Genomic DNA, 22,872 nt, shown 5'->3' on the forward strand with positions numbered 1-22,872 from the left:
CCCATTCGGGCTCGGGGAGCGGGGGAACCTCGTCATACTCCTCCACCCGCAGGGCGATCTGCCCGGTGTGGGGTGCCGGTCATGAAGTGCAGTGCCCCGGGCACGGCGCCGCCACACAGGCCATTGCGCTGGCCGGCGAAGGCATCCTCGAGGTCCGGGTGCTCGGCCATCGGTTCGAGGATCGAGAACTGGCCGTACGAGAGATAGAGGGGGCCGTCGTGCAGCACGCGCATGAGGACAGTCTTGTCGATTCATAGGGCCACGGTGTGCGTTGCACCATGAGACGCGCCTCGTCGCAGGCCAAGCCGGTGCGGTAGTTTCGCGATATGGCTGACGACGTTGTGGCAGGCGCGACACTTCACGCTGAGGGCAAGGAACTCTTCCTCAAGCGGATTCCCGCGACCGAGGGCGAGGACGGCTTCGACATCTCGTCCCTGCTGAAAGAAACCGGCGATGTCACGCTCGACACCGGCTTCGTCAACACCGCCTCCTGTTCCAGCAAGATCACCTTCATCAATGGCGACGAGGGGATCCTGCGCTACCGCGGCTACCCCATCGAGCAACTGGCCAAGGGCTCGAACTTCCTCGAGGTGAGCTACCTGCTCATCTATGGCGAGCTGCCGACCCAGGCGCAAGCGGACGCCTTCGACGCCAAGCTGCGGCGGCATACCCTCCTGCACGAGGACCTCAAACTCTTCTTCAACGGCTTCCCGCGGGACGCGCACCCGATGCCGGTGCTCTCCTCGGCCGTCTCCGCGCTCTCGACCTTCTATCAGGACAGCCTCGATCCCTTCGACCCCGAAGAGGTCGAGATCTCCACGATCCGCCTCCTCGCCAAGCTGCCGACGATCGCGGCCTATGCCTACAAGAAGTCGGTCGGCCAGCCCTTCCTGTACCCCGACAATTCGCTGTCGCTGCCCGAGAACTTCCTGCGGATGACCTTCGGCTTCCCCGCCGAGCCGTATGAAGTGGACCCGGAGATGGTCAAGGCCCTCGACCTCCTGCTGCTGCTGCACGCCGACCACGAGCAGAACTGCTCCACCTCCACCGTCCGGCTCGTCGGCTCCTCGCACGCCAACCTCTTCGCCTCGGTCTCCGCCGGGATCAACGCCCTTTTCGGGCCGCTCCACGGCGGGGCCAACCAGGCGGTCCTGGAGATGCTGGCCACCTTGCACGAGACCGGCCAGGACCCGGCCGAGTTCATGCGCAAGATCAAGAACAAGGAGACCAACCAGCGCCTGATGGGCTTCGGTCACCGCGTCTACAAGAACTACGACCCGCGCGCGGCGATCATCAAGAAGACCGCCGACGAGATCCTCAGCAAGCTCGGCGCCGACGACCCGCTGCTCGATATCGCGATGAAGCTCGAAGAGGTCGCGCTGGCGGACGACTACTTCGTCGAGCGCAGGCTGTACCCGAATGTCGACTTCTACACGGGCCTGATTTACAAGGCGATGGGCTTCCCGACCCGGATGTTCACCGTCCTCTTCGCCCTCGGCCGCCTGCCCGGCTGGATTGCGCAGTGGCGCGAAATGATCGAGGACCCCGCCACCAAGATCGGTCGCCCGCGTCAGGTGTATGTCGGCGAGGCCGCCCGCGACTTCGTCCCGATGGCTGAGCGCTGACCGAGCTCGGCTCGGGCCGAGTTCAGCCCTTGGCGAGTGTGATCGTCACCGTGCTCCCGGTCGCGCCCGCAGGGCCGGACCAGTTCAACGAACGCTTCCACGTGCGCTCGGCGAGGTCGACCTTGGTCACGCCATAGCGATCGGCTTGCGCCACAGCCCAACTCGCCACGATCCAGGCCCGCTGCGCCGACGTGCTGTGCACGGTCACGACCGACCCGTCGGCCGAGGTGCTCACGCCGAGCTGAGCCTCCAAGCTTTTTTGGACAGCGTCGGCTGACGCGGCGCCGGACGGGTCCGGGAGCCGACAGGCGAGCCCAGCGGGGGAGTGTCCCGCCAAGGTGGACGCGAGCGCGCGACCCTCGTCTTCGTGGTCGGCGTATGCCGTGGGGTAGGCGCTGCGCTGCACCTCCTGCGCGACCTCGGTGATCGGCATGTCCTCGTAGCCCTTGACCTTGACCAGCGCGTCATAGAACGCCCCGGCCGAATAGATCGGGTCCATGATTTCCGCGACGCTGCCCCATCCCTGCGACGGCCGCTGCTGAAAGAGCCCAACCGAGTCGCGGTCCCCGTGGTCGAGATTGCGCAGGCCAGATTCTTGGATCGCGGTGGCCAAGGCGATCGTTGCCGCCCGAGCCGGCAGTCCCCGCTTCAAAGCCACCGAGGTGATGATCGAGGCATTGCCCATCTGCTCTGGCGTGAAGGCGAAGGTCTTGCCGCTCGCGGTGGCCTGGCAGGTCGGCCCGCCCATCCAGCGCGCCGTGAAGAGCGCAAGTCCGCCGAGGGCGGCGAGCAGGCCGAGCACCAAGCAACTCACGACGAGGCGACGCACGGCATACCCCCGGCGCGGGGATGCCGCCCGCCGCCCCGCACCACCGGTCGAAACCCACACCGCAGGGCTGCTGGTCGTGCCGCGGGGCGGCGGGGGTGGAGGGCTGGCCATGAGAGAAAGCTGAATGTCCTTCTGGTGCAATACCTTCGGAAGTGGGCGCCTCAGTCGTTGGCGTGCAGTGCCGAGTTCAGCACGATGCCGTGACCGTCGCGGGTCCGGGCCTCGACGGCGCCGGTGACCGAGTTGCGGATAAAGAGCAGGTTGCTCTGCCCGCTCAACTCACGGGCCTTGGCGATGGTTCCGTCGGGCAGACTGACCTTCGTCCCAGCGGTGAGGTAGAGACCCGCTTCGACGACGCAGTCATCCCCGAGCGCGATGCCCAGCCCGGACTCCGCGCCGAGCAGGCAGCGCTGCCCGATCCGCACGCGCTCGGTGCCGCCGCCGGACAGCGTGCCCATGGTCGAGGCGCCGCCACCGATATCCGAGCCGTCGCCGACCACCACGCCCTGCGAGATCCGCCCCTCGACCATCGAGGTCCCCAACGTGCCCGCATTGAAGTTGACGAAGCCCTCATGCATGACCGTCGTGCCCGCGGCCAGGTGGGCTCCGAGGCGGACCCGATCCGCGTCGGCGATCCGGACGCCCGAAGGCACGACATAGTCGACCATCCTCGGGAACTTGTCGATGCCGTAGACGGTGACCGGTCCGCGCGCTCTCAGTCGCAGGCGCGTGGCCTCGAAACCCTCGACCGGGCACGGACCGTGGTTGGTCCACACGACATTGGGCAGTTGCCCGAAGATCCCGTCGAGGTTCATGGTGTTCGGCTCGACCAGTCGGTGGCTGAGCAGATGCAGACGCAGATAGGCATCGACCGTCGAACTCGGCGCGGCGTCGAGGTCGATCGAGATGGCGACGGGGTGGATGCGCACACCCCGCTCGGCATCCTCGGCCCGCATGGCCTCGAGCTCGGCCGGGATTCCCACCATGTCGTCGTGGTCACCCAATGCTGGAGCGGGGAACCAGGCGTCCAAAGTAGTGCCGGCGTCGGTCACGGTGGCGAGACCGAAGCCCCAGGCGGATCGCTTCGCGTCAGTCATAGCCGCAATCGTAGGTGCGGCCTATGACAGCCCGTGTTCGGCGAGCGTTCACGGGCGCGCCCGGTTCGCCCGGTTATCGTTCCCCCATGGTTGCCACCCTCGATCTGAGCCTGGACGCCGTCGCGTTGACGGCCGCCGTCTGCGATATCGAGTCGGTGAGCCTCGGTGAGGCAGTCTTGGCCGACGCCATCGAGGCCGCCCTGGCGCCCCTGAGCCACCTGCACCTGACGCGGATCGGCAATAGCCTCGTCGCCCGCACCGAACTCGGCCGCGCGGAGCGGGTCCTCATCGCCGGGCACATCGACACCGTCCCGCTCACGAGCGAGCCGGCCAATCTGCCGACCACCCTCGTCGACGGGCCCGGCGGGGCCATCCTGCGCGGCCGGGGAACCGTGGATATGAAGGGTGGCGTCGCGGTCATGCTGCGCATCGCTGCGCTCGTGCCCGAACCCAACCGCGACCTGACCCTCGTCTTCTATGAAGCCGAAGAGATCGACTCGCAGTTCAACGGCCTCGGCCTCATCGAGGCGGCCCACCCCGAGCTCGTCACCGACGCGGCCTTCGCGGTGCTCATGGAGCCCACCGATGCCGCCATCGAAGGCGGCTGCAAGGGCACGCTGCGCGCCGAGATCACGACCAAGGGGATTGCGGCCCATTCGGCCCGGCCGTGGAAGGGGCACAACGCGATTCACGACGCGGGCGAGATCCTGCGGCGCCTGACGGCATACCAACCCCAAACCCGGATCGTCGACGAACTCGAATATCGCGAAGCCCTGAACGCCGTCCTGATCAGCGGCGGCACGGCGACCAATGTCATCCCCGACCGGTGCGTGGTCACCGTCAACTACCGCTACGCCCCCTCGGTCAGTGCGGCCGAGGCGGATGCCCATGTGCGCGAGGTCTTCGACGGCTTCGAGATCGCGATTGTCGACAATGCCGCTGGCGCCCGCCCGGGCATGCACCTGCCCTCCGCGAAGGCCTTTGTCGCCGCCCTCGACCTGCCGGTCGCGGCCAAGCAGGGCTGGACCGATGTCGCCCGGTTCTCCGCCATGGGGGTGCCCGCGGTCAACTTCGGTCCCGGCGACCCGAACCTGGCTCATATGGACGACGAAGAGTGCCCCGTCGCCCAATACACCACCTGCGAGGAAGCGATGGTCCGATGGCTGCGCTGAGCCGCGGCAGTTCGCCGGAAAATGTTTACCAACGCGGTCCCGCGCAATTGCGCGGCACCCAAGTGCCCTCGCGCACCACGGACGAGCGGCTCCTCGAAGGCCGCGATGGCAGCGGCTGGGTGCACACCGACCCCTGGCGGGTCTTGCGCATCCAAAGCGAATTCGTCGAAGGTTTCGGCGCGCTGGCCGAAACGGGTCCGGCCATCTCCGTTTTCGGCTCGGCCCGCACCCCGCGCGACAGCCCGGTCTATGACCTCGGGGTCCGGGTCGGCGCCGCCGTTGCACGCGCTGGCCTGGGCTGCATCACCGGCGGTGGCCCGGGGGCCATGGAGGCGGCGAATAAGGGCGCAATCGAAGCCGGCGGCGTCTCCATCGGGCTGGGCATCGAATTGCCCTTTGAGGCCGGGCTCAATCCCTATGTGAACCTCGGGATCAACTTCCGGTACTTCTTCGTCCGCAAGACGATGTTCATCAAGTATGCGGAGGGCTTCATCGTCCTGCCCGGCGGCATGGGCACGCTCGATGAACTCTTCGAGGCGATCACCTTGGTGCAGACCCAGAAGATTCGCAGCTTCCCGATCGTGCTGATCGGTAGTGATTACTGGGCCGGGCTGCTCGGTTGGCTGCGTGGTAGCGCGGTGCCCGCGGGCACGATCTCGGCGGCCGATCTCGACCTCATCCAGGTCGTCGACGATCCCGAAGAGGCCGTGCGGCGCGTTATCGAGGGCGCCCGACATGTCGCCGAACAGCGCGATCCCAGCCATGGCACCGAGAGGTCGCAATCGTGATCTGGATTTTCTTTCTCGTCGTCACCGTGCTCGTCGCGGCCGGTTTCGCCGCCTTGATCACGCGGCGCGCGACCTACGACTCAATGCCGCCGCCGACCCATACCGAGCACGACATCAACGCAGCACGGATCGCCAAAGCCGCTGATATCGACGACCTGCACTTCGACACCGCCTTCCGCGGCTACCGCATGGACCAGGTCGATGAGGTCCTGGACGCCCTGCGGACCCGGCTCGCGGCCTACGAAAGCGGCGACCTCCCGACGATGAAGCTGCCGCGTGTGGCAGCCCGCCGGCCCGTGGAGCGGGGCGAATGACGGCCTTCACCGTGGTGCGGGAGACGCCCTTATCGGTGGCCGAGGCGTGGGCCGCCGTCACCGATCTGCGCGCCCACGGTGATGTCGTCCCACTGACCCGCATGGTGCTGGATGAGGGTATGCCGCGGGTCGGCTGGGGTTTCTCCGCCGGCACCGGCGCAGGTCGGGCGATGTTATGGGATCACATGATCGTGACCCGGTGGGAGCCGCCAACTCGTGATGAACCCCGCGGCGCGATGCACATCGTCAAGACCGGACAATGGCTAGGCGGTTGGGCGCACATCCACATCGAACCGGCGGGAGAGGGGGCACGCGTCGAATGGACGGAAGAGATCTATCCGGGACTCGACCCGGCTCCTCGCCTGACGGGCCCGGCGGCGCGCTGGCTGGGCGCGAAGCTCTTCGGGACCACACTCGATCGCTTGCTGGGCCGCGCCGAGGCGCTCGTTCCGGCCTAGCCCTCGCCAATCACCGCCCCCACCCGAACGGGGGAGTTGGACTCAGTGCCCTGAGCACGGCCGGTCGCGATGCGCTCTTCGCGCGGGCGTTGGCTCGCCCCGTGCTTGCCCTGACGATCATCTACCTGCTCACGCGCACGCTCGCCTTGGCCGCCATCGCCATCGCCGCCCACTGGTTCCAATCGCCGGCCGGCGTCGGTCACCTCGACCCGAACCTCTCGGATCTGTTCGGGCTCTGGGACGCGCAGTGGTATCGGCGTGTCGCCGAAACGGGATACCCACACCCACTTCCCGTCGACCCAGACTCCGGCCGGATCACCTACAGTGCCTGGGCCTTCTTTCCCGCATTTCCTCTGCTGCTCCGCCCACTTCTCGCGATCGGGCTTCCCTTTCCGGTCGCCGCGCTGCTGCTCAACCTCGTGCTCGGCTGGATTGCGCTCATCGTGATCTGGCGAATCTTCGGGATGGCGGTGCACGCTGCCCCGCAGTTTCAACGCGACCGGCTGGCTCTGGTCGCCGCCGCGTTGTGGTGCTGCTATCCGGCAACCGGCATCCTGCTCGTGCCCTACAGCGAGGCCCTAGCGGTCCTGCTGATCGCGACGGCGATCTTGCTGCTCCTGCGACGGTCCTACTGGCTCGCCGCCCTCGTGCTGCTGGCACTCGGTTACACCCGCGCCGTCGCCCCGGCGCTCGGCGTCGTGGTGCTCACCCATCTCATCGCCCGCTGGCGCGAGGAGGGTGGTCGCGGCATACCCTTCCGCGGCGAGCGCGCCTCGGTCGCGACCCTGTGCCTCGCGGTCGCGATGTCCGCCATTGCCTGGCCGGCGACCGTCGGCCGGCTCACCGGGCGTGCCACGGCCTTCTTCGATGTGCAGGCCGCATGGGGACAACGCCCTCAGGAGGGCCCCTTCGTCCTGTGGATTGTCTGGGCCTGGGACGAACGCGGCGTCTTCGGGGTGGCGCTCATCATCGGGGTCGTCGCGGCCTATCTCTCTCTCGTCGCCGGCCGACACGGGCGGTGGCTCCCCCTCGAGGTCCGGGCCTGGGCGCTGGCGTACCCTCTATATCTCCTGGCAGTGGTCCGGCCCATCACGAGTATGTGGCGCTTCCTGCTCCTCGACTTCCCCATCGCCGCGCTCATCGCGTCGGTGGCCATGCGGACCTCCACCGGCGGGCGGATCGTCCCGCACTGGCGCCGTCGCGTGCTGCCGCTGGCCGTCCCGCTCGTCCTCGGGATGCTCTGGTGGACGGTCACCTTCTTGACCTACCTGCCGTGGGACGCCAGCCCGCCGTGATCGAAGCAACATGCCGATTTCGTCGTGCCGTGCAGCGTGAGGGATAATAGGTGGGCTGGTCGGATCGTCGTTCGATCAGAAGCACCGAACATGATGTCGACGCAAGCTCTCGGCATCATGCACTAGAAGGGATTCCCCATGGCGGCAATGAAGCCTAGGACCGGCGACGGGCCATTGGAAGTGACCAAGGAGGGTCGCGGCATCGTCCTGCGTATGCCACTTGAGGGTGGTGGCCGGTTGGTCGTCGAAATGACGCCGGATGAGGTGCGAGCCCTGGGCGACGCCATCGCCAACTGCGAGGGTTTGGCCTGACGCGGCACACCTGACGACTTCTGCGAAGCGCCGTGGAGCTGATTGCTCCACGGCGCTTCGCTCGCCCGTGCGTGGGTAGGGTCGATCACGTGTCCGTTCACCCGATGATCATTGACCCTGCACTGGAGGTCGTTGGTCGCGACGCCCTCGCGGAGCAGCTCGCCGCCACGACCAAGGTGGCGTATGTCGTCCTGGTCGCCGCTGCCGACGACGCGGCGGAGGCCGTCACTCAGGCGGCGAAAACCACTGGTGCTGAGGGCGATTGGTCACTCCTGCTGGCGGGGCACGAGGTGCCCGCGGCACCCGACAAGGCCCTGTGTATGCCGATCGCCGCCGGCCCCATCTCCCGGCTAATCGTCGCCGTGGGAGCGCCCGGTGGGCCGGCGCGCCGCGCGGCTGCCGCCGCGATCCGGGCTGCCGGCCGCAGCCAGGTCGTCGCGCTCGACGTCCGCGCGCCAGAGGCTGTCAGCGAGGCCATCGAGGGTGCCCTATTGGCGATGCCGGGCACGCACCTCGGTCCACAGCCCGCCACCGCGCCGGCTCGACCGCGGCTGCTTCTCGTCGGTGAACCCGATCCGGACGCGGTCACCCTCGGCCGGGTGGGGGCGCGCGCCACCCTGCTCGCCCGGTCACTCGCGAGCACCCCGAGCAATATCAAGAATCCGCCCTGGCTCGCCGCGCTGGCCGCCGACCTCGCTCGAGAAGCCGGGCTGGGGTGCCGGGTCTGGGACGAAGGCGACCTGGCCGCGGAGGGCTTCGGCGGCATAATCGCGGTCGGCTCCGGGTCGGCGACGCCGCCTCGGCTCGTCGAGATCGACTACGCGCCCGGCGATCCCGATGAAGCACCAATTGTCTTGGTGGGCAAAGGAATCACCTTCGACACCGGCGGGCTCAACGCCAAGCCGGCCGCCGGGATGCTGCTCATGAAGACGGATATGTCGGGTGCCGCGATCGTCTTGTCGGTCATCACCGCGCTGCGCGATCTGGCGGTGCGGCGTCGGGTCGTGGCGCTGCTGCCGCTGGCCGAAAACGCCATGGGCGGCAACTCCTATCGGCCCAGCGATGTTGTGACGCACTATGGCGGCACGACGGTCGAGATCGGCAATACCGATGCCGAGGGCCGGATCGTCCTCGCCGATGCGCTGGCGTATGCCGTCGCCCGGCTCAACCCGGCTGCTCTCGTCGACATCGCGACCCTCACCGGAGCGGCCACGATCGCGCTGGGTCGCGGCATGGCGCCGTCATATGCCAGCGACGAGGCTCTCCGCGAGCGGGTGCACGCCGGCTTCGCGTCGGCTGGGGAGCCCTTGTGGGCGATGCCGTTGGTCGAGGACTACCGGCCGCTGCTCGATTCCGGCGTCGCGGACCTGTGCCATATCGGGCCGATCGGCGGCAGCGGGGCGGGGTCGATCCTCGCCGCGCTCTTCCTGCGCGAGTTCACCGGTGGGCTGCCGTGGGTGCACTTGGATATCGCCGGCCCCGGCCGCTCAGAGTCCGAAACCGGAGTCCTGCCCAAGGGGCCAACGGGTTACGGTGCCCGCGGACTATTGCATTGGCTGACTAAGGAGTAGGCATGGACGCGGGGTACGGACTGACGGTGCGCTGGTCGTTGGCCGCCGCGCCGCCCGCCGTGGCGCAGCAGCTGCGTGACTATGTCATCGGCACCTCGATGGCCCGCTTCATGTTCCTCGACGGGCTGGCCTTTAAGACGTGGCGGATGCGCGAGGGCGAGTGGTTCGAGGGCACCTATGTCTTTGACAGCGCCCGCGAGCGCGACGAATTCCGTGACGACTTCGTCGGCGTGGCCGCCACCTCGCCCGGCTCGAAGATCATCGGCAGCGCGCCGATCGCCATTGAGGACTATGAAGTCGTCGCGATCGCCGAAGGCCCGGCGAAATTTCGTCGCGGCGCCGGGCCGGGCAACGCCCGCTGATCGGAACCGCTGCCGGTTCAGCGCTTGACGGCCACGAGCAGGCCGTCGCCGACCGGCAGCATCGCGGGCAGCAGCCGCTCGTCGTCACGGATCTGCTTGCCGAGTTCGCGCAGGATGCTCGTTTGCTCGTCCCGGTTCGCCGGATCGGCGACCTTGTCGTGCCACAGCATGTTGTCGAGCGCCAACACCCCGCCGGAGCGCAGCAGGCGCACGGCGTGGGCGACATAGCCCGGGTAGTTGGATTTGTCCGCGTCGATGAAGACCAGGTCGTAGGCGCCGTCCGTCATCCGGGGCAGAACGTCCAGCGCGGCGCCGGTGATGACGCGGGTGCGCTGGTGGGCCACACCCGCAGCGGCATAGGCCGCCTTGGCCGCCCGCGAGTGCTCCGCCTCGACGTCGATCGTCGTGAGCACGCCGTCGGCCGGCATACCGCTGAGCAGCCACAGCCCCGAGGTTCCGCCACCCGTTCCCACCTCGACGACCGAGCGCGACGCCCCGGTTGCCGCCAGCATCCGCAAGGCAGCCCCGGTGCCCGTGCCCACCGGCACCGCACCCAACTCGCTCCCATGGCGGCGGGCGGCATCGGCGACCCCGGGCTCGGGGACGAACTCCTCGGCATACGCCCAACTGGCCAGTCGCGGTGCACTCATGGGGCCAAGCCTACGTCCGGTGGGGAGGACCCACGGCTGGGTTCGGGGCGTCATACAGCGTTCACTCAGCTTGGTCGGGAACCATCGGAAGGGTTCGCGCGTATCAGTCTGAAGAAGCTGATGGGGGTGCGCGGGCGCCAGAGCCCACGAAGGAGTGTCATGACCGCGAGCAAGGAACAGGTGGCCGAGGCTGCCTGGGTGCCGCCGACCTGGGAAGAGATCGTGTCCGAGCATTCGGCGCGGGTCTATCGCCTTGCCTACCGCCTGACCGGCAATGTCCACGACGCCGAGGACCTCACGCACGACGTCTTCATCCGGGTCTTCCGTTCGCTCGGCTCGTATTCGCCGGGCAATTTCGAGGGCTGGCTGCACCGGATCACCACCAATGTCTTCCTCGACAAGATGCGCCGCAAGCAGCGCATCCGCTTCGATGCCCTCTCCGATGAGGCGTCCGCGCGCCTGCCCAGCCGGGAGCGCACCCCCGAGCAGGCGTATGCCGACACGCACTTCGACGATGACGTCCAGCGAGCGCTTGACGCGCTGCCGCCGGACTTCCGGGCGGCCGTCGTGCTCTGCGATATCGAGGGCCTGAGCTATGAAGAGATCGCCGCGACCCTCGGCATCAAGCTCGGCACCGTGCGCTCCCGCATCCATCGCGGCCGTTCGCTGCTGCGCGAGGCCCTGATCCACCGGGCCCCGACGCCGGCCACCACGGTCTCCTCCGGTCGCGGCCTGAGCACGCCCCGGCTCGCGCCGGCGGGCGCGCGGTGATCGGGCCGTTCACGGGCTCCGGGGGGATCAAGCCCAACACCTGTCTGGGGGAGTGGATCAGCGAGTATGTCGATGGCTCGCTCTCCCCGGTCGAGCAGTTGTGCGCCGAGCGTCACCTGGTCGCCTGTCAGGGCTGCCGGGCCGAGGTCGACCTGGAGCGCCGACTGCGCGCGACGCTGCGCTCTGAGCCGGCCATGCCGGAGGCGCTGCTGACTATGCTGATGTCGGTCTCGCAGGAGATCCCGATCCGGCAACCCGCCCGACGGACGGTCGAGCGGCTTGGGGTTCCCGCCGTGCCCCCGGCTCCGACGCCGGTGCCGGCTGCCTGGGCCGTCGAGATGACCCAAGTGCGTGTGCTGGCCCCGCAGGCTCCGGCGCAGCATCGATCGGCGCTGCGGGCTGCGGCCTTCGCGAGCGCGGCGGCGAGTGTGTCGCTGGCCGCGGTATGGGCCTTTTCGATGTCACCGGGAGCGGCCGCCCGTCCGGGGGCGCCGGCTGCGGTGATTCCCACCCGACCGGCCCCGCCGTCCTCCGCGCCGGCCGCGCCAATGACTGACCAGCAGACCGTGCTCGTGGGTACACGTGCGCAATTCGCCTCTCGCGGGGCACAATCGACACCATGAACGATTCGGTCGGGAGCCCGCCGCCGGGCGCCGCGCCCGACCAGACCGCGGCTGCCCCGTGGGATGAGTGGAATTGGGTGGAGACGCCCGCGCCGGGTCCGTCGTATGCCGATGCCCCCGCCCCCTCGCCGGCCTCGCCCGGTCCGGACGAGACTGTGTCGGCCGGCCCGGTGTTGGATCGGCCTTCGTCGCACGACCCTTCCCCGGTTGTCATGACGCCGCCGGCGGCTGGCGAGACAACGCCCATCCGCTGGCTCGGGACCCCGGCGAGCGGCCAGAATGCTGCTCCCAGTTCGGCGCCCACCGCGGCCGCCTCGGCACCAGCGTCGACGCCTGTGTCGACCGATCCCACCCGGCCCATCCCGACGCTGCCCGGCCCATGGGGCGCGGCCGCGTCTTTGGAGGGGCCGGAGTCGACAACGAGCGGCCCGGCATACGACCCGCGCTGGGCCGCACCCCCGCCGGCGGGACCCGGGACCGCCACGACCTACGCCCCCGGTCCGGGCAAGGGGCCAGGATGGGCGGCGGTCGTCGGAATTGCCGGGGTCACCGGGCTGATCGCGGCGCTCGCGGGCGCCGGACTCGGGGCCGGACTCGCCGAGCGCGGTCTTTTCGCGCCCTCGGACACCTCCGTCTCCCGGCCTGCGGGGAGCTTCGCCGCCATCGCCGCTAAGGCGCTGCCGAGCGTCGTGACGATCCAGGCCACGGGGTCCAATGGCGATGGCGCAACCGGATCCGGCTTCGTCTATGACACCGCCGGGCATGTCATCACCAACAATCACGTGGTCGAAGGGGTCGGCGACCAGATCACGGTGGTGCTGACCGATGGCACCAAGATCGAGGCAAGCATCGTCGGGACCGACCCGGCGTACGACATCGCCGTCCTCGCCACCAAGCGCACGAACCTCACGCCGCTGCCGATGAGCCGATCGGCGGCCGTCGTGGGTGACGAGGTGCTCGCCATGGGTGCGCCGCTTGGGTTGGAATCGACGGTGACGTCCGGGATCGTCTCGGCCGTCGGGCGGCCGGTCGTCGCGGGGGACAGTGGCTCCCGGTCCTATATCAACGCCATCCAGACCGATGCCGCGATCAATCCAGGCAATAGCGGTGGTCCGCTGATTGATATGTCCGGCAAGGTGATTGGCGTCAACTCCGCGATCGCGACGCCACCTGGCTCGACGCGTGGATCGGCGGGCAATATCGGCCTGGGCTTCGCCATTCCCGCCGCCCAGGTCGTCAAGACGGCCGACCAACTCATCCGGACCGGCACCGCCGAACACCCGATCATCGGGGTGGTCTTGGACTCGTCATATTCCGGACCGGGGGCAAAGGTGCGCTCGGATGGCAGCGGCAGCGACGAGCCCGTGACGGCGGGGGGTCCGGCCGACAAGGCGGGGGTCAAGCCGGGTGATGTGATCGTCCGCTTCGATGGGCGCACCGTGGACGGCCCCGACGATTTGATCGTCGCCATCCGCGCCAAGGCGGTCGGGGACACCGTGCGAATGACCGTGACGCGTGACGGTCGCCCGGTCGATGTGACAATGACTCTCCAGGCCGCCCCCACGAAATAGCTACGCAGAAGGACATCGAAGGTCATGCCCATGGGATGGGACGAACTCGCGATCATCATCGTGCTCGCGATCGTCATCATCGGTCCGGCCCGACTGCCGGAGTATGCCGCCAAGCTGGCCCGCGGGATCCGCCAGATGCGGGTGATGGCCGATGGGGCCAAGAGCTCGCTCAAGGAGCAGATGGGGCCCGAGTTCGAGGACATCAACTGGCGGCAATACGACCCGCGTCAGTATGACCCGCGGCGCATCGTCCGCGATGCCTTGCGAGAGCCAATCGAGGCGGCCTGGAATCCGGTCAAGGATGAGATCGACGGTGTGCGCCACTCCGCCGGGGAGATCGGGCGGACGCCGGCGGGTGCGGTGGCCGAGCCGGCCCCTGTGGTCGCCGCCACGCCCTACGACGACGACGCCACCTAAGGGGTATGCCGATCGGTCGCGTCAGCGGCCAGCCGGGGTCAGGCCGAGCGAGCGACCGGCCAGGCCGCGGGAGCGGGTCGCGAGACCAGAAGCGATGGCGCGCAAGGCAGTTGCCGCCGGGGACGTGGGCTTGCCGAGTACGACGGGCGTGCCCTGGTCGGCCCCCTCGCGTAGCGACACATCCAGCGGGATCTGGCCGAGCAGCGGCACCTGAGCACCGAGCAGGCGGGTCAGCGATTCCGCCACCTGGGCGCCGCCACCGGAGCCGAAAATCTCCTGCCGCGTGCCATCGGGCAACTCCAGCCACGACATATTTTCGATGACGCCCGCGACCCGCTGGCGGGTCTGCGTGGCAATGGCGCCGGCGCGTTCGGCGACCTCGGCGGCCGCCGCTTGCGGGGTGGTCACGACGAGGATCTCGGCATTCGGCAGCAATTGCGCCGTGGAGATCGCGACATCGCCGGTGCCCGGCGGCAGGTCCAGCAGCAGAACATCGAGATCGCCCCAGAACACATCGGCGAGGAACTGGTTCAGCGCCCGGTGCAGCATCGGCCCGCGCCAGACGACCGGCTGGTTGCCGGGCACGAACATGCCGATGGAGATGACCTTCACCTCTTGGGCGATGGGCGGCAGGATCATGTCGTCGACCTGCGTCGGCTGCCCGGTGACGCCCAGCATGCGCGGGATCGAGAAGCCGTAGATGTCGGCATCGACGACGCCGACCTTCAGGCCCTGCTGGGCGAGGGCCGCGGCGAGGTTCGCGGTGACCGAGGACTTGCCGACGCCGCCCTTGCCGGAGGCCACGGCATACACCCTGGTCAGGCTGCCGGGCTTGGCGAAGGGCACTTCCTTCTCCGGGGCGCCGCCGCGCAGCATCGTCTTGAGCTCGGCGCGCTGCTCATCGCTCATGACACCGAGGGTCACGCGAACATCGGTGACGCCGGGCACGGCGCGCAGGGCCGCCGTCGCGTCGCGGGTCAGGGTGTCCTTGAGGGGGCAGGCGGCGATCGTCAGCAGGATCGTGACGCTCGCCACGCCGGCCTCATCGATCGCCAGATCGGTGACCATTCCGAGGTCGGTGATGGGTTTGCGGATCTCCGGATCGTTGACCTTTGCGAGCGCGGCGGTCAGTTCTTCGAGGGTGGGGCGAGACACCTTGCCACTGTATGTCGGTCGCGGCCAGGGCACCTAACCTGCCGGTGATGCGGGTTTGGGCGGCGCGGTCGCCCGCGAGGCGCGCTTGGCCTTGGCTTTGGCCTTCGCCTTCTGCTTGGCCTTGCGCCGCGCCTTCGCCTCCCGGGCATCCACCTCGGTCGCGAGATCCTCCAGCAGGTCACGCAATTCGGAGCGGACGAAGTCACGGGTGGCGGTCTCGCGCATGGCCAGACGCAGCGAGGCGACCTCGCGCGTTAGGAACTCGGTGTCCGCGAGATTGCGCTCGTCGCGGCCCCGATCCTGTTCCAGCGCAACGCGATCGCGGTCAGCCTGGCGGTTCTGGGCGAGCAGGATGAGGGGGGCGGCATACGACGCCTGCAGGCTCAGGATGAGGGTGAGCAAGGTGTAGTTCAGATCCCGGGGGTCGAACTGCATACCCTTCGGGCCCCAGGTGTTCCAGATCAGCCAGGCGGCGACGAAAACCGTCATCCAGAGGATGAACTGGGGGGTGCCCATGAAGCGGGCGAACTTCTCCGACAGCACGCCGAAGGCTTCGCGGTTCATGCCGCGGGGGCGGCGCACCCACGGTGTGCTCTGCTCGCGCGGCTGGTCGAGGCGGGAGCGGCGCTCAGCCATGGCTCGCCCCCGGAAGGATCTCGTGCCGGTCGGTGCGCCAGTGGTCGGGGAGGATGTGGTCGAGCACGTCATCGACGGTGACCGCGCCGAGCAGATGCCCGCCCTCGTCGACGACGGGCAGGGCGATCATGTTGTAGTTCGCGAGGCGGCGCGCAACCTCGCCGAGTTGCGCCGTCGGCTCGAGGGGATCGACGTCGCGGTCGAGGATGCCGCCGATGCTGGCGTGCGGAGGCTCACGCAAGAGCCGCTGGATGTGCACCATACCGAGATAGCGGCCGGTCGGCGTCTCGTGCGGGCCGCGGGTGACGAAGACCGTGGTGGCCAGTGCCGTCGGGAGTTCTTCACGCCGCACGACGGCGAGGGCCTCGGCGATCGAGGCCTCCGGGCCCAGGATGACCGGCTCGGTGGTCATCAGACCGCCGGCGGTGTTCTCGTCGTATGCCAGTAGCCGCCGCAGGTCGGCCGCCTCGTCCGGCTCCATCAGCATGAGCAATTGCTCCTGCTGCTCCTCGGGCAATTCGGAGAGCAGGTCGGCGGCGTCATCGGGTTGCATCGCCTCGAGCACGTCGGCGGCCCGATCGGTTTCGAGGGAGGCGAGGATCTCGATCTGGGCGTCCTCGGGCAGTTCCTCGATGACATCGGCGAGGCGCTCGTCGTCGAGGGCGGCGGCGACCTCGAGGCGCCGTTTGGGGGTCAGGTCGGTGATCGCCTCGGCGAGGTCGGCGGGCTTGAAGTCCTCGTAAGCCTCCAAAAGCCTTGCGGCCGACTGTTGTTCGGTGTGCACATGCAGTCCGGTGACATCTTCGACGGGGACGACGAAAGTTGTCGCCCGGCGGCGGCTCAGGCGGGCCAGGGCGGTTTGTGGGCCGCCCTCGCGGCAGAAAACCTTCGTGACGCTCCAATCGCGGGTGCGGTCCTTTTCGATCGCGATGTCCTCGACGGTGGCCTCGACGGTTCCCTTGTCGGTGCGTGCCGTGACGGAGCGTTCGATGAGTTCGGCGAGCACGAGCGTCTCATTGGAGCGCTGCTCGAAGCGGCGCATATTGACCAGCCCGGTGGTGATGACCTGACCGCCCTCGACGGACGTGACGCGGGTCATCGGCACGAATACCCGGCGCTTGCCGGCCACCTCGACGACCATCCCGAGCACGCGGGGTCGGCGCCCGGTCGCGAAGGTAACGACGACATCCCGCACCCGCCCGACCCGATCGCCTAGGGGGTCGAAGACGTCCAGTCCCGAGAGCCGGGCGACGAAGACGCGGACGGGTGCACTCACGATGAGCAAGGCTATCCACCCCCGGTCGCTCGGCGTGGGAGGTCCGCCCGTCGTCCGCCTCGGCATACACCGGCGGGCGGGGGGCTTGCGGCGGGTGGGCGGCGGTGGGCGGGCGAGCGGAGCGGCCTTTGTGAGTGGGAGCGGGGCTATAGGGCCGCTCGCGTTCAGAACCCCCGCTCGGCCCGGCAGGACCCCCGCTCGCGTTCACGAACCCCGCTCGGCTTGAGCGGCGCCGGCCCCGCTCAGGGGTATGCCGCCCGCTCATTTCGTCGGTTCAGCCCCGGCGGCGTGCCCGGCCGGCAAAGCGGCCGCCCACATGGGCGGGGAGGCGGCCGCCGGTGGTTTCGCGGCTCGCGACCAGAGGAGTCGTGGGGGGCTCGACGGCATACGCGCCGGGCCGTTCGATCGGCATACCGAAGGGGTGGAGCACATAAATGTTGCCCGTCTCGCGCCATCGGGCGACCTGATCGTCCGTGGCGTTGAGGCGTTCGGCGGCGAGGGCGGCGGCGGCGACCGGCCACATCTCGTGCTCGGGCGGCAGGACAACAGCCTTGGCTTCCACCGTCAGCAGGCGGGTCCCCGCGTCCTTGCTGCGCAGCACGACCTCCACATTCTCGGGCAAGGGCGGAATCTGCTGCTCGCCCGGGCCGGTGACGAGGAGGATGGCGTCCCGGTCATACGCATGCCAGACCAAGCGGGTGAACTCGGGGGTGCGGATCCAGCACATATCGGACTTCGAGAGGGCCTCCCCGAGCAGGGCACTGATGTTGATCGGGGCGGGCTCGGCCTCGACGGTCGATGCGGGGTCGGTCACATCGACACTGTGGCACATACCTGTTGGCGGTGTGCGCTGCTAGCTTGCGAGGCATGCGTAGCGCCAAGGACTTCTTCGCCCCCCTCGCCGTCGGGGCCCCCGCGCCGGTGCGCGAGGTGCCCGCCCGGCCGAGCCGGATGATCCACTTCTTCGACCCGAGCAACGAGAAGATGGCGGCCAAGATCCCGGCGATGGTCGGCACGGTCGATGTCCTGCTCGGCAATCTCGAAGATGCCGTCAAGGCCGAGAACAAGGAGGCCGCCCGGCTCGGCTTGGTTGCCATAGCGAAGGCCACGGACTTCGGTGACGCGACCCAACTGTGGACGCGGGTCAACAGCCTCGACAGCCCCTGGGTGCTCGACGACTTCACGACTCTCGTCACCGAGATCGGCGACAAGCTCGATGTCATCATGGTCCCGAAAGTCCAAGGGCCAGAAGACATTCACTATGTCGACCGGCTGCTCGCCCAGTTGGAGGCGCGCGCCGGTCTCACCCGGCCGATCCTCGTCCACGCCATCTTGGAAACTGCCCGCGGAGTGGCCAATATCGAGGCCATCGCGGGCGCCTCGCCGCGGATGCAAGGCATGTCGCTCGGTCCCGCTGACCTCGCCGCGGACCGCCGTATGAAGACCACCCGGGTCGGTGGTGGCCACCCCGGTTATCTCGTGCGCGAGGATCCGGGCATTGAGGGCATCAACGGGCCGCGGGGGATTTTCCAGCAGGACCTGTGGCATTACACGATCGCGCGGATGGTCGACGCGTGCGCGATGCACGGGATCTTCCCGTTCTATGGCCCCTTCGGCGATATCAAGGATGTCGTCGCGTGCGAGGACCAGTTCCGCAATGCTTTCCTGCTCGGCTGCGTCGGCGCCTGGTCGCTGCATCCGGCGCAGATCGCGATCGCCAAGAAGGTCTTCAGCCCATCCGCCGCCGATGTCGCGCACGCCCGCCGGGTCAAGGCCGCCATGGGTGACGGCACCGGGGCCGTGATGCTCGACGGCAAGATGGAGGACGACGCCTCCCTCAAGCAGTGCCTGGTCATCCTCGCGCTCGCCGAGCAGCTCTCCGCCTCCGATCCGGACTTGGCCTCGTTGTATGCCGAAGCCCCGGAGGGCACGGACGAAGCGAGCGCAGGGGTGTCGGCGTGAGCACGGCATACCGCCCCCGCCGTTCGGTCCTCTATATGCCCGGCTCCAACGAGCGAGCGCTGGAGAAGGCCAAGTCCATCCCGTGTGACGGGCTGATCCTCGACCTGGAGGATGCGGTTGCGCCGGACGCGAAACCCGCCGCGCGCGAGAATGTCTGTGCCGCAGCGCTTTCGGGAGAGTATGGGCGTCGCGAGCTCACGATCCGCGTCAACGGGATCGGGACGCAATGGCATGACGCCGACCTCGAAGCCGCCTGCGCCGCTGGGCCCGACGGGATCGTCGTGCCGAAGGTCAACACGCCCAAGGAAGTGCACCGACTCGTGGCGGCAATGGAGCGCTATGGCGCGCCCGACCGCACCCGCCTGTGGGCCATGATCGAGACGCCCGAGGCGATCCTCAAGGCCGACAAGATCGCGCGGGCCGACGAGCGCCTGGCGTGCTTCGTGATCGGGACCAATGACCTGGTCAAGGAGTTGCAGGCCCAGCATGTGCCCGGGCGGGGACCATTGCTGCCAGCCTTGGCCCAGGCCCTGCTCGCTGCTCGTCGGGCCGGGATCGCGATTCTCGACGGCGTCTACAACAACGTCTCGGACGCCGACGGTTTCGCGGCCGAGTGCCGTCAGGGCCGCGAGTTCGGTTTCGACGGCAAAACGTTGATTCATCCCGGTCAGGTCGAGCCGTGCAATGCCGCCTTTTCGCCGAGCCAGGCCGAGGTCGAGGAAGCCGATGGCATCGTCGCCGCCTGGCGCGATGGCGCCGGATCCGGCGTCGTGACCTTCAACGGCAAGATGATCGAGCGCCTGCATGTCGACATCGCCGAGCGCGTGCTCGCGATTCACAGGGCCGTTTCCGCCTGACCGACGTACCCCCAGGGGGTATGCTGGGGGGCATGACAAACCGTGACTTGCCCCTTGTCGATGCGCCGTCCGAGCAGGCCGGTGGCTGCGGATGCGGCGGCTGCGGGTGCGGCAGCGCCTCCGCGGACGGGACGGCGGATCTGTCCGCGGTGGACCCGGCGGCGGGGGTCGTCGGGACCTATGCCGTCGCCGGTATGACGTGTGGTCACTGCGCCAATGCGGTGCGCCAAGAACTCTCGGCCCTCGACGGCGTCACCGCCGTCGATGTCGACCTCGTCGCCGGCGGCGTCTCGACCGTGACCGTCACGAGTGACGCGCCCATCGCCGAGAGCGCCATCAGCGACGCGCTCGCCGAGGCGGGCGACTACACCCTGGCGTGACGGCGTCGACACTCGATCCGCGCATTGACACCCGGTGCACCGGGTGTCAACGCGCGGATCGAGTGTCGATGTGCCGGGTCCCGCAGCTGGCGCCGGGGGCGCGGGACGGTCACCAGCGCGAGGTAGCCGCGGCGACGAGGTCGCCGAAGAGCTGCTCCTCGTCCACGGCATACCCCTTGCTCGCGAACCACGTGCAGACGTTGTGCACATCGCGGTGCAAGAAGTCGAAGCCTTGCGGGTTGCCGATGATGTCGACGATCTGCGGCCAGTCGATGAAGACCAGTCGGTCACCGTCGAGGAGGATGTTGTATGCGGACAGGTCGCCGTGCGCCCAGCCGTGCAGGGCAAGTCGGGTGAGGACATCCCGGGCCTGCTCGAAAAACGCTGGCAGGGCGTCGCTTTCGAGTCGAGCGGCGGCGAGGCGCGGGGCTGCGACGCCATCGGTGCCGATGAACTCCATGAGCATCTCGGCGCCGGTTAGTTGCACCGGATAGGGCACCGGCAAGTCCAGTGCCCAGAGCGTCTTGAGCGCCTCGAACTCCGCGCCAGACCACTGGCCGGCGAGCACCTCCTTGCCGAAGTCGGTGCGTCGGGTCATGGCGCGCATCTCGCGGGAGCGGCGCACGCGCCGGCCCTCGAGGTAGCCCGCGTCGCGGTGGAAGAGCCGGTGGTCGGCGGTGCGGAATCGCTTCGCGGCCATCACGATCTCGCGCTCGGGGTGTTCGGTGCCGTCGGGAATCCACCGACGCACGAGGTGCACATCGGCTTCCTTGCCGGTCTTGAGAACCCCGAGATCGGCATCGACCGCGCCGAGTTCGGTGATGACCCAGTCGGGTCGAGGTTTTGGCCCGTGTGTGGCGCCGTCCCAGGTGGACCAGCGCTCGCCCTCGGGCGGGGCGTCAGGGAATGTGTCAGTGGCGAAGACGGACGGATCCGGATTCATGGGTGAAGAACTCCAGGGTGCAGAAGGAAAGGGGGCGGGGCAGCAGCAGGCCCAAAACAGCCATGTCATTCCTCCTTCACGCGTTGGAGAGGCCAGGAAAGCGCACCTGCCGGGTGGCGCGCAAGTGATTTATGTCGTCGGCGCTCGGCGAGGGTCGGGCGCGCGGGCTATGTGGTGACCCGTTTCAGCAGGCCCGCGAGCCAGTCCATCTGGACTCCTGCATGTTCGCGCCAGTAGTCGCCCGTGTGGCTACCACTGTCGAAGGTTGCCTTGGCATGGGGCACGACCTTGTCGACGAAGACGCGGTTGGCGTCGGCAAAGGGATCGGCGATGCCGCAGTCGATCCGGATCGGTATGTCGCGCAGCGCCTTTCCCCGCGCGAACACATCGTGAGCGAGGAAGTCCTCGCGATCATCGAAAGCACCCGGCGCTCAGCCCCGGGCCGTGTGACGGAACAGGGCAGGGGTATGCCGTCAGGCGGCGGCGACCGGCGTGTCCAGGGCGCGGCGCTCGGCGCCGGTGAGCCAGCCGCGGCCGAGGGCCGCGATGACGAAGGCGATGGCGGCGGCGGCGATGGGGACGATGAAGGCGCGGTGGGCGCCATACGACTCGATCACCTGACCGGCGACCGCGCTGCCCACGCCTACGCCCACCAGCAGGCCGGTGACGACGATCGTCATGCCCTCGTTGAGCTGGCCCGCGGGCACTAGGCGCGGGCAGAGGGTCATGGCGGTGATGAGCGTCGGCGCCACGGCCAGGCCGCCCAGGAAGCCATTGAGGGCCAACACCGGGATATTCGGCACCCACAGCAGCGGAAACATCAGCGCAAACATCGCGAAGGTCCACACCAGCATGCGCCTGGCGATGGGTCCGTCGACGGGCAGCACGCCATAGACCAGCCCTCCGACCAGCGAGCCGGCGGCGAAGAAGCCGACGATGACGCCGCCGAGGGCCTCGACGCCCTGGTCCTCGGCATACGCGAGCACGACGACATCCATGCCGCCGAAGACGGCGCCGGTCAGGGTCAGCGTCAGAGCAAGTTGGATCAGGCCTGGGGTGCGGAAGGCGCCGAAGATGTCATGCGCCTCATCCGAGACATGGACGGGCGGTTCGCTGACCGTGTGCGCGAGCAGGCCGAGCAGCCCGGCCGCGAAAAGCACGACCGAGACCAGCAGCCCCGCTTCAGGAAAAAGCCACGACGCGAGGCCGGCCCCGAGCGCCGGGCCCATGACGAAGCAAGATTCCTCGGCCACCTGCTCGAAGGAGTTCGCGACGTGCAAGTCGGCCGGCCGATCCTGGAGCAGATGGCTCCAGCGGGTGCGGACCAGCGTGCCGACGGCGGGCGCGAAGGCCTGCCCGAGATTCGTCACGACGAGCACCCAGGCGGGGGCGCCGACATACGCCTCCACGGCGAGGGCGGCGAGGCAGCCGATCGAAATGATCCCGCAGGGCAGAGCGACGCGGCGTTGGCCGTAACGGTCCACGGCACGCGCGACGAGCGGCCCGCCGAGGGCCATCGACATCAGGCCGACGAAGGAGACTAGGCCGGCGAGAGCGTAGGAGTCATAGCGCGCCGCGACCATCACCACGATCGAGACGCCGATCATCGAGGTGCCGAGGCGGGCGATATAGGCGGTGGCGAAAAAGTGGGTCGCCGAGGGCATGACCCGCAGGACGCGGTAGGGAGCGAAAAGGCGACGCACGATGGTCAATTGTCCAGCCCCGCAGGGTCCTACGTCGAATCCGTTTCGCGAGCGCCGCGTGACTCCCACATTCGGGCATAACCCACGCGTTTCGTCGTGGATCAC

27 protein-coding genes are annotated in these 22,872 nt (G+C 68.6%); 16 read left to right on the top strand and 11 right to left on the bottom strand.

The genetic code is table 11. The features are described from left to right. Nucleotides 1–32 precede the first annotated feature (32 nt). The gene (locus tag ABD225_RS06225) at nucleotides 33–233 is read right to left on the bottom strand and encodes a hypothetical protein (RefSeq protein ID WP_344082571.1); all 201 of its coding nucleotides are present in this window, start codon (nucleotides 231–233) and stop codon (nucleotides 33–35) included. Nucleotides 234–326: 93 nt separating this feature from the next. On the opposite strand from ABD225_RS06225, the gene ABD225_RS06230 reads away from it, so the two are divergent. Further along, entirely contained in the window at nucleotides 327–1,625 is a 1,299-nt protein-coding gene (locus tag ABD225_RS06230) for a citrate synthase (protein ID WP_344082573.1), read from the top strand. Nucleotides 1,626–1,647: 22 nt separating this feature from the next. Here ABD225_RS06230 and ABD225_RS06235 read toward each other — a convergent pair whose 3' ends face one another. Together ABD225_RS06235 and dapD are read right to left on the bottom strand one after the other, a co-directional pair. Continuing rightward, nucleotides 1,648–2,565, bottom strand: a complete 918-nt coding sequence (locus ABD225_RS06235) for a hypothetical protein (RefSeq protein ID WP_344082575.1) — start codon at nucleotides 2,563–2,565, stop codon at nucleotides 1,648–1,650. A gap of 50 nt (nucleotides 2,566–2,615) precedes the next feature. Then, nucleotides 2,616–3,551: a 2,3,4,5-tetrahydropyridine-2,6-dicarboxylate N-succinyltransferase gene (dapD, locus tag ABD225_RS06240; protein WP_344082577.1), complete on the bottom strand. Its 936-nt coding sequence runs from the start codon at nucleotides 3,549–3,551 to the stop codon at nucleotides 2,616–2,618. 86 nt (nucleotides 3,552–3,637) lie between these two features. Between dapD and dapE the strand changes: the two genes are divergently transcribed. The 8 genes from dapE (at nucleotide 3,638) to ABD225_RS06280 (ending at nucleotide 9,823) form a co-directional block, all read left to right on the top strand. Next, the gene (dapE, locus tag ABD225_RS06245) at nucleotides 3,638–4,723 is read left to right on the top strand and encodes a succinyl-diaminopimelate desuccinylase (RefSeq protein ID WP_344082579.1); all 1,086 of its coding nucleotides are present in this window, start codon (nucleotides 3,638–3,640) and stop codon (nucleotides 4,721–4,723) included. Beyond that, nucleotides 4,711–5,511, top strand: a complete 801-nt coding sequence (locus tag ABD225_RS06250; RefSeq protein ID WP_344082581.1) for an LOG family protein — start codon at nucleotides 4,711–4,713, stop codon at nucleotides 5,509–5,511. The genes dapE and ABD225_RS06250 overlap by 13 nt, the downstream gene beginning before the upstream one ends. Further along, entirely contained in the window at nucleotides 5,508–5,825 is a 318-nt protein-coding gene (locus ABD225_RS06255; protein ID WP_344082583.1) for a DivIVA domain-containing protein, read from the top strand. The genes ABD225_RS06250 and ABD225_RS06255 overlap by 4 nt, the downstream gene beginning before the upstream one ends. Next, the gene (locus ABD225_RS06260) at nucleotides 5,822–6,283 is read left to right on the top strand and encodes an SRPBCC family protein (RefSeq protein ID WP_344082585.1); all 462 of its coding nucleotides are present in this window, start codon (nucleotides 5,822–5,824) and stop codon (nucleotides 6,281–6,283) included. Before ABD225_RS06255 ends, ABD225_RS06260 begins: the two co-directional genes overlap by 4 nt. Before the next feature lie 101 nt (nucleotides 6,284–6,384). Beyond that, nucleotides 6,385–7,578 carry a hypothetical protein gene (locus ABD225_RS06265; RefSeq protein ID WP_344082587.1) on the top strand — a complete coding sequence of 398 codons (1,194 nt, stop codon included), beginning with the start codon at nucleotides 6,385–6,387 and terminating at the stop codon, nucleotides 7,576–7,578. 138 nt (nucleotides 7,579–7,716) lie between these two features. Beyond that, on the top strand, nucleotides 7,717–7,890 hold the full coding sequence (locus ABD225_RS06270) for a DUF3117 domain-containing protein (protein ID WP_344082589.1): 174 nt from the start codon (nucleotides 7,717–7,719) through the stop codon (nucleotides 7,888–7,890). A gap of 89 nt (nucleotides 7,891–7,979) precedes the next feature. Next, on the top strand, nucleotides 7,980–9,461 hold the full coding sequence (locus ABD225_RS06275; RefSeq protein ID WP_344082591.1) for a leucyl aminopeptidase family protein: 1,482 nt from the start codon (nucleotides 7,980–7,982) through the stop codon (nucleotides 9,459–9,461). A gap of 2 nt (nucleotides 9,462–9,463) precedes the next feature. After that, complete coding sequence (locus ABD225_RS06280) at nucleotides 9,464–9,823, top strand: hypothetical protein (protein ID WP_344082593.1); 360 nt, start codon at nucleotides 9,464–9,466, stop codon at nucleotides 9,821–9,823. A gap of 17 nt (nucleotides 9,824–9,840) precedes the next feature. On the opposite strand, the gene ABD225_RS06285 is transcribed toward ABD225_RS06280, so the two are convergent. Beyond that, nucleotides 9,841–10,473, bottom strand: a complete 633-nt coding sequence (locus tag ABD225_RS06285) for an O-methyltransferase (RefSeq protein WP_344082595.1) — start codon at nucleotides 10,471–10,473, stop codon at nucleotides 9,841–9,843. A gap of 159 nt (nucleotides 10,474–10,632) precedes the next feature. Between ABD225_RS06285 and sigE the strand changes: the two genes are divergently transcribed. The 4 genes from sigE to ABD225_RS06305 are packed head-to-tail and all read left to right on the top strand — an operon-like array spanning nucleotide 10,633 to nucleotide 13,855. Then, a complete protein-coding gene (sigE, locus tag ABD225_RS06290; RefSeq protein ID WP_344082597.1) occupies nucleotides 10,633–11,244 on the top strand; it encodes an RNA polymerase sigma factor SigE in 612 nt (203 codons plus the stop codon). Next, nucleotides 11,241–11,867, top strand: a complete 627-nt coding sequence (locus tag ABD225_RS06295; RefSeq protein ID WP_344082599.1) for an anti-sigma factor family protein — start codon at nucleotides 11,241–11,243, stop codon at nucleotides 11,865–11,867. Before sigE ends, ABD225_RS06295 begins: the two co-directional genes overlap by 4 nt. After that, complete coding sequence (locus tag ABD225_RS06300; protein ID WP_344082601.1) at nucleotides 11,864–13,438, top strand: S1C family serine protease; 1,575 nt, start codon at nucleotides 11,864–11,866, stop codon at nucleotides 13,436–13,438. Before ABD225_RS06295 ends, ABD225_RS06300 begins: the two co-directional genes overlap by 4 nt. Nucleotides 13,439–13,468: 30 nt before the next feature. Next, a complete protein-coding gene (locus ABD225_RS06305; protein ID WP_344082603.1) occupies nucleotides 13,469–13,855 on the top strand; it encodes a twin-arginine translocase TatA/TatE family subunit in 387 nt (128 codons plus the stop codon). Nucleotides 13,856–13,876: 21 nt separating this feature from the next. Here the strand turns inward: ABD225_RS06305 and ABD225_RS06310 are convergent, their stop codons facing one another. The 4 genes from ABD225_RS06310 to ABD225_RS06325 all read right to left on the bottom strand — a co-directional run bounded on the left by ABD225_RS06310 (nucleotide 13,877) and on the right by ABD225_RS06325 (nucleotide 17,736). Continuing rightward, nucleotides 13,877–15,010, bottom strand: coding sequence for an Mrp/NBP35 family ATP-binding protein (locus tag ABD225_RS06310; protein WP_344082605.1), 1,134 nt, complete (start codon nucleotides 15,008–15,010; stop codon nucleotides 13,877–13,879). 33 nt (nucleotides 15,011–15,043) lie between these two features. Beyond that, nucleotides 15,044–15,646, bottom strand: a complete 603-nt coding sequence (locus tag ABD225_RS06315) for a DUF1003 domain-containing protein (protein WP_344082607.1) — start codon at nucleotides 15,644–15,646, stop codon at nucleotides 15,044–15,046. After that, nucleotides 15,639–16,922, bottom strand: a complete 1,284-nt coding sequence (locus ABD225_RS06320) for a magnesium transporter MgtE N-terminal domain-containing protein (protein WP_344082609.1) — start codon at nucleotides 16,920–16,922, stop codon at nucleotides 15,639–15,641. The genes ABD225_RS06315 and ABD225_RS06320 overlap by 8 nt, the downstream gene beginning before the upstream one ends. 274 nt (nucleotides 16,923–17,196) lie before the next feature. Next, on the bottom strand, nucleotides 17,197–17,736 hold the full coding sequence (locus ABD225_RS06325) for a hypothetical protein (RefSeq protein ID WP_344082611.1): 540 nt from the start codon (nucleotides 17,734–17,736) through the stop codon (nucleotides 17,197–17,199). A gap of 53 nt (nucleotides 17,737–17,789) precedes the next feature. Between ABD225_RS06325 and ABD225_RS06330 the strand changes: the two genes are divergently transcribed. From ABD225_RS06330 to ABD225_RS06340, 3 genes are read left to right on the top strand one after another with little or no spacing between them, the layout of a single operon-like run. Next, nucleotides 17,790–18,884 carry an HpcH/HpaI aldolase/citrate lyase family protein gene (locus tag ABD225_RS06330; protein ID WP_344082613.1) on the top strand — a complete coding sequence of 365 codons (1,095 nt, stop codon included), beginning with the start codon at nucleotides 17,790–17,792 and terminating at the stop codon, nucleotides 18,882–18,884. Next, a complete protein-coding gene (locus ABD225_RS06335) occupies nucleotides 18,881–19,741 on the top strand; it encodes an HpcH/HpaI aldolase/citrate lyase family protein (RefSeq protein ID WP_344082615.1) in 861 nt (286 codons plus the stop codon). The genes ABD225_RS06330 and ABD225_RS06335 overlap by 4 nt, the downstream gene beginning before the upstream one ends. Before the next feature lie 32 nt (nucleotides 19,742–19,773). After that, a complete protein-coding gene (locus ABD225_RS06340; RefSeq protein WP_344082617.1) occupies nucleotides 19,774–20,121 on the top strand; it encodes a heavy-metal-associated domain-containing protein in 348 nt (115 codons plus the stop codon). A 109-nt stretch (nucleotides 20,122–20,230) separates the two neighbouring features. Here the strand turns inward: ABD225_RS06340 and ABD225_RS06345 are convergent, their stop codons facing one another. The 3 genes from ABD225_RS06345 to ABD225_RS06355 all read right to left on the bottom strand — a co-directional run bounded on the left by ABD225_RS06345 (nucleotide 20,231) and on the right by ABD225_RS06355 (nucleotide 22,767). Beyond that, nucleotides 20,231–21,064, bottom strand: a complete 834-nt coding sequence (locus ABD225_RS06345) for a serine protein kinase RIO (protein ID WP_344082619.1) — start codon at nucleotides 21,062–21,064, stop codon at nucleotides 20,231–20,233. Nucleotides 21,065–21,231: 167 nt separating this feature from the next. After that, a complete protein-coding gene (locus ABD225_RS06350; protein ID WP_344082621.1) occupies nucleotides 21,232–21,450 on the bottom strand; it encodes an alpha/beta hydrolase in 219 nt (72 codons plus the stop codon). Between the two features lie 87 nt (nucleotides 21,451–21,537). After that, nucleotides 21,538–22,767 (bottom strand): MFS transporter, encoded by a 1,230-nt coding sequence (locus ABD225_RS06355; RefSeq protein ID WP_344082623.1) that lies wholly within the window; start codon nucleotides 22,765–22,767, stop codon nucleotides 21,538–21,540. Nucleotides 22,768–22,872 lie beyond the last annotated feature (105 nt).

It is taken from the genome of Nostocoides veronense (assembly GCF_039531185.1).
Lineage (GTDB): Bacteria > Actinomycetota > Actinomycetes > Actinomycetales > Dermatophilaceae > Nostocoides_A > Nostocoides_A veronense.

Coding starts and splice junctions, on each gene's coding strand:
- ABD225_RS06230 (WP_344082573.1), top strand. CDS start 327: ATGGCTGACGACGTTGTGGCAGGCGCGACACTTCACGCTGAGGGCAAG.
- ABD225_RS06340 (WP_344082617.1), top strand. CDS start 19,774: ATGACAAACCGTGACTTGCCCCTTGTCGATGCGCCGTCCGAGCAGGCC.
- sigE (WP_344082597.1), top strand. CDS start 10,633: ATGACCGCGAGCAAGGAACAGGTGGCCGAGGCTGCCTGGGTGCCGCCG.
- ABD225_RS06300 (WP_344082601.1), top strand. CDS start 11,864: ATGAACGATTCGGTCGGGAGCCCGCCGCCGGGCGCCGCGCCCGACCAG.
- ABD225_RS06270 (WP_344082589.1), top strand. CDS start 7,717: ATGGCGGCAATGAAGCCTAGGACCGGCGACGGGCCATTGGAAGTGACC.
- ABD225_RS06260 (WP_344082585.1), top strand. CDS start 5,822: ATGACGGCCTTCACCGTGGTGCGGGAGACGCCCTTATCGGTGGCCGAG.
- ABD225_RS06330 (WP_344082613.1), top strand. CDS start 17,790: ATGCGTAGCGCCAAGGACTTCTTCGCCCCCCTCGCCGTCGGGGCCCCC.
- ABD225_RS06285 (WP_344082595.1), bottom strand. CDS start 10,473: ATGAGTGCACCGCGACTGGCCAGTTGGGCGTATGCCGAGGAGTTCGTC.
- ABD225_RS06225 (WP_344082571.1), bottom strand. CDS start 233: ATGCGCGTGCTGCACGACGGCCCCCTCTATCTCTCGTACGGCCAGTTC.
- dapD (WP_344082577.1), bottom strand. CDS start 3,551: ATGACTGACGCGAAGCGATCCGCCTGGGGCTTCGGTCTCGCCACCGTG.
- ABD225_RS06250 (WP_344082581.1), top strand. CDS start 4,711: ATGGCTGCGCTGAGCCGCGGCAGTTCGCCGGAAAATGTTTACCAACGC.
- ABD225_RS06315 (WP_344082607.1), bottom strand. CDS start 15,646: ATGGCTGAGCGCCGCTCCCGCCTCGACCAGCCGCGCGAGCAGAGCACA.
- ABD225_RS06305 (WP_344082603.1), top strand. CDS start 13,469: ATGGGATGGGACGAACTCGCGATCATCATCGTGCTCGCGATCGTCATC.
- ABD225_RS06345 (WP_344082619.1), bottom strand. CDS start 21,064: ATGAATCCGGATCCGTCCGTCTTCGCCACTGACACATTCCCTGACGCC.
- ABD225_RS06235 (WP_344082575.1), bottom strand. CDS start 2,565: ATGGCCAGCCCTCCACCCCCGCCGCCCCGCGGCACGACCAGCAGCCCT.
- dapE (WP_344082579.1), top strand. CDS start 3,638: ATGGTTGCCACCCTCGATCTGAGCCTGGACGCCGTCGCGTTGACGGCC.
- ABD225_RS06280 (WP_344082593.1), top strand. CDS start 9,464: ATGGACGCGGGGTACGGACTGACGGTGCGCTGGTCGTTGGCCGCCGCG.